The organism is Streptomyces sp. NPDC059499 (assembly GCF_042749285.1).
Classification (GTDB): domain Bacteria; phylum Actinomycetota; class Actinomycetes; order Streptomycetales; family Streptomycetaceae; genus Streptomyces.
Map to the genome: position 1 here is coordinate 8,007 of NZ_JBHYTT010000031.1, position 18,537 is coordinate 26,543.

At 70.8% G+C, this 18,537-nt stretch carries 1 protein-coding gene (cut by a window edge); it reads right to left on the reverse strand.

Annotated elements, in window-relative coordinates:
• The coding region annotated (locus ACFW9O_RS36445) for a type I polyketide synthase (RefSeq protein ID WP_384615447.1) crosses the window boundary (this coding region is incomplete at its 5' end): on the reverse strand, window positions 1–18,537 show 18,537 of its 28,413 nt. 9,876 nt of the annotated region lie beyond the right edge of the window.

The window sequence follows — 18,537 nt, forward strand, 5'->3', positions numbered from 1 at the left end:
TCACTCATCGCCGAGCTCCCTGTCGATGAACGCGAACATCTCGTCGTCCGTCGCCCGGTCGAGCGCGTCGACGACCGAAGGGGCAGTGACCTGCTGCGTGCCGTCGTCGCCGTACTTGGAGATCATGGATTCCAGGCGCCGGACGAGCTTCGTGAGAGCACCCGTGTCGGCGGTCTGCGCGAGACCGGACTCGATCTCCTGGAGCTTGTCGAAGAGCAGGGCTGTGGCGGCCATCTCCTGCCCGGGAAGCAGCTCCGCGGCAAGGAACTCGGAGAGTCTCGCCGAGGTCGGGTAGTCGAACACCAGCGTCGCGGGCAGTCGGAGTCCGGTGGCGGCGTTGAGCCGGTTGCGGAGCTCCACCGCGGTGAGTGAGTCGAAGCCCAGGTCCTTGAACGCTTGACGCTCGCCGATGGTGTCCACCGAGGCGTGTCCGAGGACGTGGGCGACCTCGGTGAGGACGGTGTGCTGGAGCAAGCGGCCCTGGTCGGCGGGTGACAGCGCGGCCAGCCGCTTCGGAAGGTGTGGCTCTCGCACAGCGGACTGGCCGACTCGCCGGGCGGCGGCCGGGACGAGGCCGCGCAGGAGTGGGGGTATCGGGGTGGTGCCGTTCCAGGAGCGGAGGGCGCGGGTGTCGAGGAGCATGGCCACTACGTCGGCGCGGTCTGTGTTCAGGGCGGCGTCGAAGAGGGCCAGGCCTTGTTCGTCCGTCAGGCCGGGGCCGAGGCGGCCCGTCCGGTCCTGGAGGTGACCGGTCATGCCGCTGGCCTGTTCCCACAGACCCCAGGCCACGGACAGGCCGGGCAGGCCTTCCGTACGGCGCCGGGTGGCGAGGGCGTCGAGGTAGGCGTTGGCGGCGGAGTAGTTGGCCTGGCCGGGAGTACCGAAGGTGGCTGATGCCGAGGAGTAGAGGACGAACATGGCCAGGTCGCTGTCGCGGGTCAGCTCATCCAGGTTCGCGGCGGCAGTGGCCTTCGCCCGCAGGACCGTTTCCAGGCGTTCCTGGGTCAGGGCGGTGAAGACCCCGTCGTCAAGGACACCCGCCGCGTGAACGACGCCGGTCAGCGGGGCCTCGGTGGGGATGTCGGCGAGGACGGTGGCGAGGGCGTCGCGGTCGGAGGCGTCGCACGCCACGATCCGTGCCTGGGCGCCGAGTTCAGCGAGCTCGGTGACCAGTTCGGTGGCGCCTGGGGCGTTGGGGCCCTGGCGGGAGAGCAGGAGGAGGTGGCGGATGCCGTGTTCGGTGGCGAGGTGGCGGGCGAGGAGTCCGCCGAGGGTGCCGGTGCCGCCGGTGATCAGTACGGTGCCGTCACCGTCCAGCGACACAGTCTGCTCGCCACCCACGACACGGGCCAGACGGGGCACCAACAGTGCACCGTCACGGACGGCTATCTGCGGCTCGTCGACACCGGCCAACAGCGCGAGATCCACGCCCGGTTCCTCGGTGGTCGGGTCGGTGTCGATCAGCACGATCCGGTCCGGGTGCTCCGACTGCGCCGAGCGCACCAGACCCCACACCGCCGCACCCACCACGTCGACCATGTCGTCAGGACCCGCGGGCATGGCACCCCGCGTCACCACCACCAGGCGTTCATCGTCGGGTCGTTCCTCGCCCAGCCACTCCTGGACCCGGCGCATCATGCCGCCGGTGACTTCCTCCGTCGGTCCGTCTCCGACGGAGAAGACCGTCCACGCAGAGCCGTCCGTCCCGTTCTCGGTAGCGGACGATGCGGCGGTAACCGGTTGCGCGGGAACCCAGTCCACCGCGAAGAGCGTGTCGCCGCGGGTGGCGGCGACAGGCAACTGCTCACGCGAGACCAGAGAGCGGACGATCGCGACCGGCACTCCGGTGCCGTCGGCAGCCTTGACGCACACTCCTTCACCGTCGCGGACGATCGCCACCCGGAGGACCGTCGCCCCGACCGCGAACAGTTCCACACCCGACCAAGCGAACGGCAACCGCGGCCCGGAGGCTTCGGCATCGCGCGCAACGAGTCCGGACGGGTGCAGCGCCGCGTCGAGCAGCGCCGGATGGATACCGAATCCGTCGACCTGGCTCACAGCCGGCTCCGGAAGCACCACCTCGGCGTAGACGGCCGACTCGTCCCGCCACACCGCCTGCACACCCTGGAACACCGGACCGTAGGCGAATCCCGCGCCGGCCAGAACGTCGTAGAGGCCGTCGGCCTCGACGGCCGTCGCGCCCTTCGGCGGCCAGACCGCCAGATCGAACTCCGGGACTCCGGCATCCGATGCGGCGAGTACCCCGGATGCGTGCAACGTCCACGCCTCGGTGTCGTCGGCGCGGGCATGCACCTGTACGGACCGGTCGTCCGACGTGTCCGGGGCCGCGACCCGGACCTGTATCTGGACGCCGCCCGTGGCCGGAAGGACCAGCGGGGCCTGGAGGACCAGCTCGCGGATCAGGGAGCAGCCCACCTCCCGGCCCGCCCGCAGAACCATCTCGACGAGCGCGGCACCGGGCACCAGGACACGGTCCAGCACGACATGGTCGGCCAGCCACGGCTGCGAACCGACCGCCAGCCGGCCGGTCAGCACCATGCCGTCGCCGTCGGCGAGCGACACCGCGGCACCCAGCAGCGCGTGGTCGGCGCCCGTCAGGCCGACCGCACCCAGATCGCCGGTGGCCATCTTCGGCTTCGGCCAGTACCGCTCGTGCTGGAAGGCATAGGTGGGCAGGTCGACCGTTCGGCCGTCCCAGCCGTTGAATACGCCGGGCCAGTCGATGTCGGTCCCGGTGGTCCACAGGCGGCCGATGGCGGTCAGGACTGTGTCGGTCTCGTCGCGGTCCCTGCGGAGGACAGGGATGAACTCGGCTTCGGTGGCGGTGTCCTGGGCCATGGCCGACAGGACGCCGTCGGGGCCGAGTTCCACGTACCGCGTCACGCCCATCGCTTCGAGAGCTGCGACGGCGTCGGCGAAGCGGACCGGCTGCCGCACCTGGTTCAGCCAGTACTCCGGCTGCTGCATGGCGCCGGGTTCGGCCACCGCACCGGTCACGTTCGACACGACGGGGGTCCGGGCCGGGTGGTACGTCAGCCCGGCCAGCACCCCGGCGAACTCGTCCAGCATCGGTTCCATCAGGGCGGAGTGGAACGCGTGCGACACGGTCAGGATGTTGAACCGCCGTTCCTGCGCAGCGCATTCGGCTGCGTAGCGCTCGATTCTTTCGAGGTCGCCGGAGAGGACCACGGAGTTGGGTCCGTTGACGGCGGCGATGTTCAGGCCGGAGTCGGCGACGTCGGCTTCGGTGGCCTGGACGGCGAGCATGCCGCCGCCGGCGGGGAGTGTCTGCATGAGTCGGCCGCGTTCGGCGACGAGGGTGCATGCGTCGTCGAGGTCGAGGATGCCTGCGACATGGGCGGCGGTGATCTCGCCCAGGGAGTGGCCAAGGAGCGCATCCGGGGTGACGCCCCAGGACTCGACGAGCCGGAACAGGGCGACTTCGAGGGCGAACAGCCCGGCTTGCGCCCACATCGTCCGGTCGAGATCGACGCCGTCGGTCAGGACCTCGCGCAGCGGGCGTTCCAGCCTCGCGTCGAGCTGTGCGCAGACGGCGTCGAAGGCCTCGGCGAAGACGGGGAACGTTTCGTACAGCCCGAGGCCCATGCCGGCACGCTGCGAGCCCTGCCCCGTGAACAGGAACGCGGTTTTGCCTTCACCCGCGACACCCTCGGCGAGAATCCCGTTCCCGGCCAGCACCGTGCGGTGCTCCAGCGCGGCCCGGCCGGCCGCCAGCGACCAGCCGACGTCCACCGCATCCAGGCCCGGACGCTCGGCCACGTACGACCGCAGCCGCTCCACCTGCGCTCTCAGCGCGTCCGGCGACTTCGCCGATACCGGCCACGGCACCGTGGCAGGGCGCCCCGCACGTGTCGGCGGTGCCTTGACCGCGTGGATGGCGGGAGGCGCTTCGAGGATGACGTGCGCGTTGGTGCCGCTGATGCCGAACGAGGACACGGCGGCGCGGCGCGGGCGTTCCGCCTCGGGCCAGGGGCGTGCCTCGGTGAGCAGTTCCACCGCGCCCGCCGACCAGTCCACCTGGGGGGAGGGGGCGTCGACGTGGAGTGTTGCCGGCATCAGTCCGTGTCGCAGGGCCATGACCATTTTGATCACGCCTGCCGCGCCGGCGGCGGCCTGGGTGTGTCCGATGTTCGACTTGACGGAGCCGAGCCACAGCGGCTCGTCGCTCTCACCACGGTCCTGACCGTAAGTTGCCAGCAGAGCCTGCGCCTCGATCGGGTCGCCGAGCCGGGTTCCGGTGCCGTGCGCCTCCACGACGTCGATGTCCGCAGCCGCGACCCGGGCGTTGGCCAGCGCCTGGCGGATCACCCGCTGTTGCGACGGGCCGTTCGGCGCGGTCAGACCGTTCGACGCACCGTCCTGGTTGATGGCACTGCCGCGTACCACCGCGAGCACCTGATGCCCGTTGCGCTCGGCGTCCGACAACCGCTCCAGTACCAGTACCGCCGCGCCCTCGGACCAGCCGGTGCCGTCCGCCGCGGCGGCGAAGGACTTGCAGCGGCCGTCGAAGGCCAGTCCGCCCTGCCGGGCGAAGTCGACGAAGACGCCCGGTGTGGACAGCACCGTCACACCACCGGCCACCGCCAGCCCGCACTCACCCGACCGCAGTGCCTGAGAGGCCAGGTGCAGGGCGACCAGTGAGGACGAGCACGCCGTGTCCACCGTCACGGCCGGACCCTCGAGCCCGAAGGTGTAGGCCACCCGCCCGGAGAACACGCTTCCGGCGTTACCGGTGCCTAGGAAGGCCTCCACACCCTCCGGCACCACACCCAGACTCTGGGCGTAGTCGTGGTACATGACGCCCGCGTACACGCCGGTGGACGAACCGCGGAGCGACATCGGGTCCAGTCCTGCGGACTCGAAGGCTTCCCAGACGCCTTCCAGCAGCAGCCGTTGCTGCGGGTCCATGGCCAGCGCTTCACGCGGGCTGATCCCGAAGAGCCCCGCGTCGAAGTCTCCGGCACCGGTGACGAAGCCACCGGATCCGGAGACCCCGCCCCAGGTCACGTCCCAGCCGCGGTCGTCCGGGAAGTCCGTCACCCCGTCACCACCGGCCGTGACCAGATCCCACAGCCCCTGCGGAGAAACCACACCGCCCGGCAGCCGGCAGGACATACCCACAATCGCGATCGGCTCGTCGGCAGCTACCGGTCGCGTCGGCGCCACGGCGGTCGGCTCGTCGGAACCCGACAGAAGGCCGGCCAGATGATAGGCGAGGACCTGGACGCTCGGGTAGTCGAACGCCAGGGTCGCGGGCAGTCGGATTCCGGTGGCGGCGTTGAGCCGGTTGCGGAGCTCCACCGCGGTGAGTGAGTCGAAGCCCAGGTCCTTGAACGCCTGACGCTCGCCGACGGCATCCGAGGAGGTGTGCCCCAGGACGTGGGCCACCTCGGTGAGCACCGTGCTCTGCAGCAGCCTGCGCCGCTCGGCCGACGACAGACCGGTCAACTGCCGTAGCAACGGCGACTTGCTCACGGCGGCCTGGGCCTCGCTGGCCCTTCGGACGACGGCGGCCGGGACGAGGCCGCGCAGGAGTGGGGGTATGGGGGTGGTGCCGTTCCAGGAGCGGAGGGCGCGGGTGTCGAGGAGCATGGCCACCACGTCGGCGCGGTCCGTGTTCAGGGCGGCGTCGAACAGGGCCAGGCCCTGCTCGTCCGTCAGCCCGGGGCCGAGGCGGCCCGTCCGGTCCTGGAGGTGACCGGTCATGCCGCTGGCCTGCTCCCACAGACCCCAGGCCACGGACAGACCAGGAAGGCCCTCCGCACGACGTCGGGTGGCGAGGGCGTCGAGGTAGGCGTTGGCGGCGGAGTAGTTGGCCTGGCCGGGAGTACCGAAGGTGGCCGAGGCGGAGGAGTAGAGGACGAACATGGCGAGGTCGGTGCCGCGGGTCAGCTCATCCAGGTTCGCGGCGGCGGTGGCTTTGGCGCGCAGGACGGTTTCCAGGCGTTCCTGGGTCAGGGCGGTGAAGACGCCGTCGTCGAGAACACCGGCTGCGTGCACGACGCCGGTCAGCGGGGCCTCGGTGGGGATGTTGGCGAGGACGGCTGCGAGAGCGTCGCGGTCGGAGGCGTCGCACGCCACGATCCGTGCCTGGGCGCCGAGTTCGGAGAGCTCGGTGACCAGTTCGGTGGCGCCGGGGGCGTCGGGGCCCTGGCGGGAGAGCAGGAGGAGGTGGCGGATGCCGTGTTGTGTGGCGAGGTGGCGGGCGAGGAGTCCGCCGAGGGTGCCGGTGCCGCCGGTGATCAGTACGGTGCCGTCACCGTCCAGCGACACAGTCTGCTCGGCACCCACGGCACGGGCCAGACGGGGCACCAACAGTGCACCGTCCCGGACGGCTAGCTGCGGTTCGTCGACACCGGCCAACAGCGCGAGATCCACGCCCTGTTCCTCGATGGCCGGGTCGGTGTCGATCAGCACGATCCGGTCCGGGTGCTCCGACTGCGCCGAGCGCACCAGACCCCACACCGCCGCACCCACCACATCGACCGATCCCGGCCCTGCCGGAACCGCACCGCGGGTCACGACGGCCAGTCGCGACTCCGCGGACTCCGCGTCGTCCAGCCACTCCTGGATATAGCGCAACACGTCGCCGACCACGAGGTCCACCGGCCCGGTACCGACCGGGAGCGTCGTCCATGCCGAGACCTCCACCGCGTCCTCCGCGGCAGCGGTGGAGGCAAGCGGCGCAGGGACCCAGTCCACCGCGAACAGGGAGTCGCCCCGAGAGGCAACGACAGGCAGCTGCTCATGCGAGACCGCCCGCGCCATCAGGGAACCCACCCGTACCACCGGCTGACCCGTGCCGTCCGCCGCCTGTACCGAGATGCCCTCGCCCTCCGGGCGGATCGCTACCCGCAGCGAAGTGGCCCCGACCGCGAACAGCTCCACACCCGACCAGGCGAACGGCAGCCGCGGACCGGAGACGTCGGCGTCGCCGGGAAGCAGGCCCCACGGGTGCAACGCCGCGTCGAGCAGGGCGGGATGGATTCCCAGGCCCTCCACCGCGGCCGTGCCTGCGCTCGTGTCCGGCAACTCCACGTCGGCGTAGACACCCGACTCGTCGCGCCAGGCTGCCCGCACCCCCTGGAACATCGGACCGTACTCGAACCCGGCCGTGACCAGAGCCTCGTAGAACCCGGCCAGGTCCACCGCCGTCGCGTGCCGCGGTGGCCACACTTCGAGACCGAATCCGGGCGCTCCTGCTGCCGGGGAACCCAGGACTCCGGTGGCGTGCAGCGTCCAGCCGTCCGTGTCTTCGGTACGGGCGTACACCTGCATCGGACGATCGCCCGAGGCGTCCGGATCGTCGACCCGGACCTGGACCTGGAGGCCGCCCGCCGTCGGCAGGATCATCGGCGCCTGCAGGACCAGTTCCCTGACCAGATCAGAGCCGGCCTCGTGACCGGCACGCAGCGCCATCTCCAGCAACGCGGTGCCGGGTACCACGATGCGGCCCAGCACCCCGTGGTCGGCGAGCCAGGGCTGCGCGTCGAGGGACAGACGGCCGTGGAACACCATTCCGTCGCCGCCGGCCAGGGACACCGCCGCACCCAGCAGTGCGTGTCCGGAGCCGCCGGGGGAGCCGGCTCCGCCCGGCGATGTCTGCGGCCAGAACCGTCGGCGCTGGAACGCGTAGGTGGGCAGGCCGACGATTCGGTTGTTCCAGCCGTTGAACATGCCGGGCCAGTCGATGTCGGTCCCGGTGGTCCACAGGCGGCTGATGGCGGTCAGGGCGGTGTCGGTCTCGTCGCGGTCCTTGCGAAGGGCCGGTGCGAAGAGGATGTCGTCGGCGGTGACCTGGGCCATGCCGGACAGGACACCGTCCGGTCCGAGTTCCAGGCAGGTCGTCACGCCCATGGCCGCGAGGGTGGCGACGCCGTCGGTGAAGCGGACCGTGCGGCGGGCCTGGTCCAGCCAGTACTCCGGCCGCTGCATGACACCCGGCTCGGCCACCGCACCAGTCAGGTTCGACACGACCGGAATCCGCGCCGCGTGGAAGGTCAGGCCGGACAGGACCGTGGCGAACTCGTCGAGCATCGGTTCCATGAGGGCGGAGTGGAACGCGTGCGACACCGACAGGACACTGACCCGCAGGCCGCGGTCGGCGCATTGCGCCGCGTAGCGCTGGATCGTGTCCAAGTCGCCGGACAGTACAACGGAGTTGGGGCCGTTCACGGCGGCGAGGTCCAGACCGGAGTCCGCGACGTCGGCTTCGGTGGCCTCGACTGCGAGCATGCCGCCGCCGGCGGGCAGTGCCTGCATCAACCGGCCGCGCTCGGCGACCAGGGTGCATGCGTCGTCCAGGTCGAGGATTCCCGCAACATGCGCGGCGGTGATCTCGCCCAGGGAGTGACCCAGGAGCACGTCCGGGGTGACGCCCCAGGACTCGACGAGCCGGAACAGGGCGACTTCGAGGGCGAAGAGGCCCGCCTGGGCCCACATCGTCCGGTCCAGGTCGACGCCGTCGGTCAGGACCTCGCGCAGCGGGCGTTCCAGCCGGACGTCGAGCCGTGCGCAGACCGCGTCGAAGGCTTCCGCGAACACCGGGAACGCCTCGTACAGCCCCAGGCCCATGCCCGCACGCTGCGAACCCTGACCGGTGAACAGGACCGCCAGACGTCCGTCACCGGCGACACCGGCCGCGAGTACGTCCTCGCCGGCCAGCATCACGCGGTGCTCCAGCGCGGCACGCGTCGTGGCCAGCGACCAGCCCACGTCCACCGGATCCAGCTCCGGCCGCTCGGCCACGTACGACCGCAGCCGCTCCACCTGCGCCCGCAACGCGGCATCGGACTTCGCCGAGACCGGCCACGGCACCAGAGCCGGTACGTGAATCCGCACCGCCTTCCGGGCCGGCTCCGGCTCCTGCTCAGGCGCCTGCTCCAGGACCACGTGGGCATTGGTGCCGCTGATCCCGAACGAGGACACGGCCGCCCGGCGGGGTCGATCGGACTCCGGCCAGGAACGCGCCTCGGTCAGCAGCTCCACCGCACCCGCCGACCAGTCCACCTGCGGCGACGGCCCGTCCACGTGCAATGTCGCGGGCAGCACTCCGTGACGCATCGCCATGACCATCTTGATCACACCGGCCACGCCCGCGGCCGCCTGGGTGTGCCCGATGTTCGACTTGATGGAGCCCAGCCACAGTGGCTCGTCGCCCTCACCGCGGTCCTGGCCGTAGGTCGCCAGCAACGCCTGCGCCTCGATCGGGTCGCCCAGGCGCGTGCCGGTGCCGTGGGCCTCGACGGCGTCGACGTCCGCGACCGTCAGCCGGGCGTTGGCCAGTGCCTGGCGGATCACCCGCTGTTGCGACGGACCGTTCGGCGCCGTCAGACCGTTGCTCGCACCGTCCTGGTTCACAGCGCTGCCCCGTACGACAGCCAGGATCCGGTGACCGTTGCGCTCGGCGTCCGACAACCGCTCCACCAGCAGCAGACCCACACCCTCGGCCCAGCCGGTACCGTCGGCCGCCGCGGCGAACGACTTGCAGCGGCCGTCCGCAGCCAGCCCGTCCTGCCGGTCGAACTCGGCGAACGCGGCAGGGCTGACCATCACCGTCACACCACCGGCGAGAGCCAGACCGCACTCGCCCGACCGCAGCGCCTGCGCGGCCAGATGCAGGGCCACCAACGACGACGAACACGCCGTGTCCACCGTCACCGCCGGACCCTCCAGGCCGAACGCGTACGACACCCGGCCGGAGATCACACTGTTCGCCGTGCCGGAGAGCAGATGCCCCTCGGAACCGGCAACACCGTGGGTTCCGTACCCCGATGAAGAGGCTCCCGCGAACACGCCGACACTGCGGCCCTTCAGCGACCGCGGGTCCACCCCGGCCGACTCGAACGTCTCCCAGGCCGCCTCCAGCAGCAGCCGCTGCTGCGGGTCCATCGCCAGCGCCTCACGCGGCGAGATTCCGAACAACGCGGCGTCGAACTCGTCCGCGTCATGGACGAATCCGCCCAGCCCGGCCACACCGTCCAGGCCTTCGACCGGCCAGCCCCGGTCGGCCGGGAACGGAGTGATGCCGTCGGCCGCGCCCTCGACCAGATCCCACAGCTGCTCCGGCGAGCTCACTCCACCCGGATACCGGCACGCCATGCCCACGATCGCGATCGGCTCGTCCGACGCCGCACCCGCGACGTGGCTCGGCAGCGTGGAATCCGGCTGATCGTCGCCTGCGAGCTGCGTCAGGAGGTGGTCGCCCAGCACCGTCGGGCTCGGGTAGTCGAACACCAGCGTCGCCGGCAGTGACAGCCCGGTGTGCTCAGCCAGCAGATTACGCAGTTCCACCGCCATCAACGAGTCGAAGCCCAGGTCACGGAACGCCCGGCCCGCCTCCACCGACTCCTCATCCGCATGCCCCAGCACCCGTGCGGCCTGAGCCCGCACCAGGTCCAGGGCCAGCCGACGGCGCTGCTCCACCGTTGCCGCCGCGAGTTGCCGACTCCATGCCGATCCGGAATTCCCCGAGCGCGCCGGTTCAGAAGTGCCTGACGCCTCCGGAAGATCCGACAGCAGCGCGCTGCCTCGTACAGAGGTGAACGCCGGAGTGAACAGCGGCCAGTCCACATCGGCGACCGTCACGCACGACTTGCGGCCGTCCACCGCCGCGGCCAGAGCCCGAATCGCCAGGGCCGGATCCATCGGCAGCAGCCCGCGCCGACGCAGCGCCTGCTCAGCCTCACCCCGCACCGCCATCCCTGCTCCGGCCCACGGGCCCCAGGCGATCGACGTGCCGGGAAGTCCGCGGTCGTGTCGGTGCTGTGTCCAGGCGTCGAGGAAGGCGTTGCCGGCCGCGTAGGCCGCTTGGCCGCCGCTGCCCCAGGTGGCTGCGATGGAGGAGAACACCACGAACAGGTCGACGGGCCGGTCCGCGGTCAACTCGTCCAGCAGCACCGTGCCCTCGGTCTTGGCACGCACCACGTCCGCGAACGCTGCAGCGTTCGTCTGCTCCAGTCCTCCCGTGTCCCCGATCCCGGCCGCGTGCACGATGCCGGTGAGGGGCCACTGCTCCGGAACACCGGAGATCACCGCGGCCAGAGCGTCCCGGTCGGCCACGTCGCAGGCAGTGACGGTGACCTGCGCGCCCAGTCCGGACAGTTCCTCGGCCAGGCCTTCCGGCGCGACGCCCGATCGGCTGGTCAGCACCAGGTGCGGTACACCCCGGTTCGCCAGCCAGCGGGCCACCTCCGCGCCCAGCGCACCCGTACCGCCCGTGACCAGGACGGTGCCCGAGGGCTGCCATCCCTCGCCGACCACAGCCGCCGGCAGTGCGCGTGCCAGGCGGCGGCCGTACGTCCCCGACCCGCGGACCGCGATCTGGTCCTCGCCGCCACCTGCGGCCAGGACACCGGTAAGACGGGCACCCGCCCGGGCGTCCACGACCTCGGGAAGGTCGATGAGACCTCCCCAGCGCTGCGGCAGCTCCAGTGCCGCGACCCGGCCCAGACCCCACACCGCGGCAAGGCCGGGGTTCATCAGCCGGTCCGAACGGCCCACCGACACAGCGCCACGCGTCAGCACCCACAAGGGCGCCTCTACATCAGCCAGCGCCTGCACCACAGCCAGCGTGCCCACGAGGTCATGCGCGAGGAGCACCACCCCGGCCACCCCAGGCAGCCCCGACACCTCGTCGGCAGGGACGCCGACCACGGTCGCGCCCGCGGCGGCCAGTGCCGCGGACACGTCGGCGTCCTCGGAACCGACGATTACCCAGGTGCCGGACAGGGCCGCCGGAACCGGTTCGGTCAGCGGCTTCCACGTGACCTGATAACGCCATGAGTCCAGGGCCGAACGTTCCTGGTGGCGCTGCCGCCACGCGGACAGAGCGGGCAACGCCGACTCCAGGCCGACGAGTTCCTCCAGGTCCTCACGCTCCACCGCATCCCAGAACGCCGCGTCGCCCAGACCACCGCCCACCGCCTGAACGACCGGCTCCGGCCAGAACCGCTCACGCTGGAACGCGTACGTCGGCAGATCAACGACCCTGCCGCCCCAGCCGGCGAACACGGCTGTCCAGTCGATCTCGGTGCCTGTCGCCCACAGGCGGCTGATCGCGGTGAGCGCGGTGTCGGTCTCGTCCCGGTCCTTGCGCAGCGCCGACGCGAACACCGCGTCGCCGATGGTCTCCTGGGCCAGGCCCGACAACACGCCGTCGGGGCCGAGTTCCAGATAGCGGGTGACCCCCGACGCGACGGTGGCAGCGACTCCGTCGGTGAAGCGGACCGTGTGGCGGACCTGGTTGAGCCAGTAGTCCGGCTGTTGCATGGCGCCGGGTTCGGCGATGGCTCCGGTGAGGTTCGAGACGATCGGGATCCGGGCGGGGTGGAAGGTCAGTCCGGCCAGGACGGTTGCGAACTCGTCGAGCATGGGTTCCATGAGGGCGGAGTGGAACGCGTGCGACACGGTCAGGATGTTGAAGCGGCGGCCCTGCTGGGCGCATTGGGCTGCGTAGCGCTCGATTGTTTCGAGGTCGCCGGAGAGGACTACGGAGTTGGGTCCGTTGACGGCGGCGATGTCCAGGCCGGAGTCGGCGACGTCGGTTTCGGTGGCCTGGACGGCGAGCATGCCGCCGCCGGCGGGCAGGGCCTGCATGAGGCGGCCGCGTTCGGCGACCAGGGTGCAGGCGTCGTCGAGGTCGAGGATTCCGGCGACATGGGCTGCGGTGATCTCGCCCAGGGAGTGGCCCAGGAGCACGTCCGGGGTGACACCCCAGGACTCCACCAGCCGGAACAGCGCGACCTCAAGGGCGAACAGTCCGGCCTGGGCCCACATTGTTCGGTTGAGGTCGGTGCCGTCGGTCAGGACGTTGCGCAGTGGGCGTTCCAGCCGTATGTCGAGGCGGGCGCAGACCGCGTCGAAGGCTTCGGAGAAGACCGGGAACTGCTCGTACAGGCCCAGTCCCATGCCGGTGCGCTGGGAGCCCTGGCCGGTGAACAGGAAGGCGGTTCTGCCTTCGGCGGCGATACCCGTGGCGAGTGTGGTGTCTGCGGACAGGACCGCGCGGTGTTCGAGCCTGGTCCGGCTGGTCCCGAGCGACCAGGCCACGTCGATGGCGTTCAGCTCAGGCTTGTCGGCCACGAAGGACCGCAACTGCTCCATTTGTGCCTGGAGGGCGGCGTTGGACTTCGCCGACACCATCCAGGGCACCAGCCCTGGTGCCTGTCGTGTTGCAGGGGTCGGCTGGGGTTGTGGGTCGGGGGCTTGTTCGAGGATGACGTGGGCGTTGGTGCCGCTGATGCCGAAGGAGGAGACGGCGGCGCGGCGGGGCCGGTCGTGTGTCTCTGGCCAGGGGCGTGGTTCGGTGAGGAGTTCCACCGCGCCCGCCGTCCAGTCGACCTGAGGAGTCGGCTCGTCGATGTGGAGAGTGGCGGGCATCAGGCCGTGGCGCAGGGCCATGACCATCTTGATGACGCCGGCGACGCCTGCGGCGGCCTGGGTGTGGGCGATGTTGGATTTGATGGAGCCGACCCAGAGGGGTTCATGGTTGTCGCCCCGGGTTTGGCCGTATGTGGCCAGGAGTGCCTGCGCCTCGATCGGGTCACCCAGACGTGTTCCCGTGCCGTGGGCTTCGACAAGGTCGACGTCCGAGGTCGTCAGTTGGGCGTTGGTGAGGGCTTGGTGGATGACGCGTTGTTGGGAGGGGCCGTTGGGGGCGCTGAGTCCGTTGGAGGCTCCGTCTTGGTTGACGGCGCTGCCGCGTAGGACGGCGAGGATGTGGTGGTTGTTGCGGCGGGCGTCGGAGAGTCGTTCGACGAGGAGGAGGCCGACGCCTTCGCCCCAGCCCATGCCGTCGGAGGAGGCGGCGAAGGATTTGCAGCGGCCGTCGGAGGCGAGTCCGCCCTGCCGGTCGAACTCGGCGAACACACCGGGGCTGGCCATGACGGTCACACCACCGGCCAAGGCCATGTCGCACTCACCGGTACGCAGAGCCTGCGCGGCAAGGTGCAGCGCGACCAGGGACGAGGAGCACGCGGTGTCGACGGTGACAGCGGGGCCTTCCAGGCCGAACGCGTAAGAGACCCGCCCCGACATGACGCTGGTCGCATTGCCGGTCAGCAGATGCCCTTCCGCGCCCTGCGGCATCTGTGTCCCGGTGCCGTAGCCGGAAGCGGTGCCGCCGACGAACACCCCGGTCGAGGAACCACGCAGCACCTGCGGGTCAAGGGCTGCCGACTCGAAGGTCTCCCAGGCGGTTTCGAGGAGGAGGCGTTGTTGTGGGTCCATGGCGAGGGCTTCGCGGGGGCTGATGCCGAAGAGGTCGGCGTCGAACCTGTCTGCGTCGTCGAGGAAGGCGCCCCAGCCGGCGATGGAGGTGGGCCAGCCGCGGTCGGTGGGAAACGGGCCGACCGCGTCGCCCGCGCTCTCGACCAGGTCCCACAGGGACTGGGGGGAGGTCACACCCCCGGGGAAGCGGCAGGCCATGCCCACGATCGCGACCGGTTCGTCCACGGACACGGGCCTGGAAACGGTCCGTTCCGTCACCCCCGGTTCCCCGTCCGTGAGTTCGGCCAGGAGGAACTCTGTCAGGACGAGTGGGGTGGGGTGGTCGAAGACCAGTGTGGTGGGCAGGCGCAGGCCGGTGACGGACTGGAGGCGGTTGCGTACTTCGACGGCCATGAGGGAGTCGAAGCCCAGGTCACGGAACGCCCGTGACGCTTCCACCGACTCCGATCCGGTGTGCCCGAGTACCGCTGCCGCATGGGTGCGCACGACGGCGAGGACCAGTTGCCGGCGTTGCCCGGCTTCCATGCTCTCAAGCTGCTGCCGCAGACCGGCCGGCCCCGTGTCGTCGTCCGACGTCGATGTTGTGCTGTCGGCTTCGGGCAGTTCGGTGAGGAGTCGGCTCGGGCGGATTGCGGTGAACGAGGCTGCGAACGCGGGCCAGTTGATGTCGGCGACGGTGAGTCCCGACTCGTCGGCGTCGATGGCCGATGCGAGTGTCCGCATGGCGAGTTCCGGGTCCATCGGTGACATGCCACGCCTGCGCAGGAGCTGCTGGGTGTCGCCCTGGACGGCCATCCCGGCACCGTCCCAGGGACCCCACGCCACCGACGTCGCGGGCAGGCCGCGCTCACGGCGGCCCTGTGCCCAGGCGTCGAGGAACGCGTTCGCTGCCGCGTAGGCGCCCTGGCCCGCACCGCCCCACACAGCGGCACCGGAGGAGAACACGACGAACAGGTCGAGCGCACAGCCGGCCGTCAGTTCGTCCAGGTGCACCGCACCGTCGATCTTCGCGCCGATGATTGCGGCTGTCGTGTCCCGGTCGGCTGCTTCCAGCAGCTGTGCATCCCCGACACCAGCCGCGTGAACGACACCCGTGAGGGGCCACTCGGCGGGAACACCGGCGATGACCTCGGCCAGCGCATCCCGGTCGGCGACATCGCATGCGACGACGCTGACGCGGGTGCCAAGCGCGGCCAGCTCTTCCACCAGGCCTTCCGGAGCGACACCCCCACGGCTGGTCAGGATCAGATGTGGCACGCCCCGGCCGGCCAGCCAGCGCGCCACCTCCGCACCCAGCGCACCGGTGCCCCCGGTGACCAGGACCGTCCCCGAGGGCTGCCATCCCTCGCCCGCGACAGTTGTCGGAACCGCATGTGCCAGCCTGCGTCCGTAGACCCCGGAGCCGCGGACAGCGACTTGGTCCTCGCCATTGTCGGCAGGGTCGGTGAGGACCGCGGCAAGTCGGCCGGACGCTCGTGCGTCGAGTTCTGCCGGGAGGTCGATCATGCCGCCCCAGCGCTGCGGGAACTCCAGAGCCGCGACCCGGCCCAGACCCCACACCGCAGCCTGCACCGGATCAACCACCCGGTCAGAGGCACCCACAACGACCGCACCCCGCGTCACCACCCACAACGGCGCATCGACCCCGGCATCACCCAACGCCTGCAACAACACCGTCAGACCAGTGAGCTCGTCCGCGACCACACCACCACCAGCAACCCGGCCCTGCGAGCAGGACCCGGCCACCAGCACCACACCACGCACATCCCCGACCCCGGCGATGCGACCGGCCAGAGCGGCACGGTCCGACACCGCGTCCACCGCCAGGCCCACCACCTCGCCACCCGAAGCGGTCAACGCCCCGGCCACATCACCGTCTTCAGGCCCCACCACCAACCAGATACCCGACACCGTGGTGACAGGCGCAGTCTCCAAGGGCTTCCACACCACCCGGTAGCGCCAGGTGTCGATGACGGACCGCTGCAGCCGCTCCCGGCGCCACGACGCCAACGCCGGAACCACCGAACCCAACAACTGCGGGGCTTCCGACAACTGCAGCGTGCCCGCGAGCTCGTCCAGATCACCGCGCTCCACCGCGTCCCAGAACCGGGACTCGACCGGATCCACCCCACCAGCAGCACCCGCAACCAGCAACGACGGCGCATCCAGCCAGTACCGCTCACGCTGGAACGCAAACGTCGGCAAGGACACGTGACGGCCGGTGAGCACGACAGTCCAGTCCACGTCGACGCCAGCCGTCCATGCTTCGCCGAAGGAGGTCAGGACACGGCGCATCCCGCCCTCACCACGCCGTAGCGTGCCCAGCGCCACAGCCTCGACACCGGCCGCGTCGATGGTCTCCTCGACGCCCACCGTCAATACCGGATGGGCGCTGACCTCGATGAAGGTGCGCATGCCTTGCTCGAGGAGGGAACGGACCGCGGTCTCGAACTCCACCGTGGACCGCAGGTTGTCGAACCAGTACCCGGCATCCAGACCGCCCCCAACGGGGCCGCCGGTCAGGGTCGACAGCATCGGAACAGCGCCGACAGTAGGGGTCAGACCGGCCAGGTCTGTCAGGATCCGCTCCTGGAGCTGGTCCATCCGCGGCGAGTGCGACGCGTAGTCCACCGGGATCCGGCGTGTGCGGATGCCCTGCTGTTCGCACTCGGTCATGAATGCGTCGAGGGCTTCGTCGTCGCCGGAGACCACGGTGGAGGACGGGCCGTTCACCGCCGCAACCGACAGCCGGCCCGCCCATTCCGGCACCAGGCCCTCGACCGTTTCCCGCCTGGCGGCGACGGACACCATGCCCTCGCTACCGGCCACAGCGACCAGCGCCTTCGACCGCAACGCCACCACCCGTGCCGCGTCATCCAACGACAGCCAGCCCGCCACACACGCAGCAGCGATCTCACCCTGCGAATGGCCCACCACCACGGACGGCACCACACCGGCCGACCGCCACACCTCCGCCAGGGCGACCATCACCGCCCACAGCACCGGCTGGACCACATCCACCCGGTCCAGATCACCGTCGTGCAGGACGACGTCGGTCAGCGACCAGTCGACATACGGGGCCAGTGCGGCCTCGCACTCGGTCAGCCGCTCCCGGAACACCGGTGAGGTGTCCCACAGCTCCCGGGCCATGCCAACCCACTGCGAGCCCTGGCCCGGGAACATGAACACCAAACCGCCAGAACCCGCGGTGGCCTCAGTGGCCGTGGGCAGGGCGGCCAGGAGCTCTTCACGGCTCTCGCCGACGACCACGGCGCGATGCTCCAGCGCCGCCCGTGTCGTCGCCAGGGACCAGCCCACATCCACCGGATCCAGCTCGGACCGCTCGGCTACGAACGACCGCAACCGCTCTACCTGCGCCCGCAATCCGGCCTCGGACTTCGCCGACACGACCCAAGCCGACACACCCGAAGCAGGAACTGCCGGAACCGGAGCCTGGACAGGTTTCGACAACGGCGGCGGAGCCTGCTCCAAGATCACGTGTGCGTTCGTGCCACTGATCCCGAACGACGACACACCCGCACGCCGCGGCCGGTCCGCCTCAGGCCACGGACGGGACTCCGTCAGCAGCTCCACCGCACCCGCCGACCAGTCCACCTGCGGCGACGGCTCATCCACGTGCAACGTCGCCGGCAGCACACCGTGCCGCAGCGCCATGACCATCTTGATCAGCCCGGCCACGCCCGCAGCAGCCTGGGCGTGGCCAATGTTCGACTTCACCGACCCCAGCCACAACGGACCGGTCTCGTCGCGGTCCTGGCCGTAGGTCGCCAACAGGGCCTGCGCCTCGATCGGGTCCCCGAGACGGGTTCCGGTGCCATGTGCCTCGACGGCGTCGACGTCGGCGCCGGTCAATTGGGCGTTCGCCAGTGCCTGGCGGATCACCCGCTGCTGCGACGGACCGTTCGGCGCCGACAGGCCGTTGGACGCACCGTCCTGGTTCACCGCGCTGCCCCGCACCACCGCAAGGACCTGATGTCCGTTGCGCCGGGCGTCGGAGAGCCGCTCCACGAGCAGCAGGCCGACGCCTTCGGACCAGCCGGTTCCGTCGGCCGCCGCAGCGAATGCCTTGCAGCGGCCGTCCGAGGCGAGGCCGTCCTGCCGGTCGAACTCGGCGAACATCCCCGGGGAGGCCATGACGGTGACGCCGCCGGCCAACGCCAGGTCGCACTCGCCGGCGCGCAGCGCCTGCGCCGCCCAGTGCAGAGCGACCAGCGACGAGGAACAGGCGGTGTCGACCGTGACCGC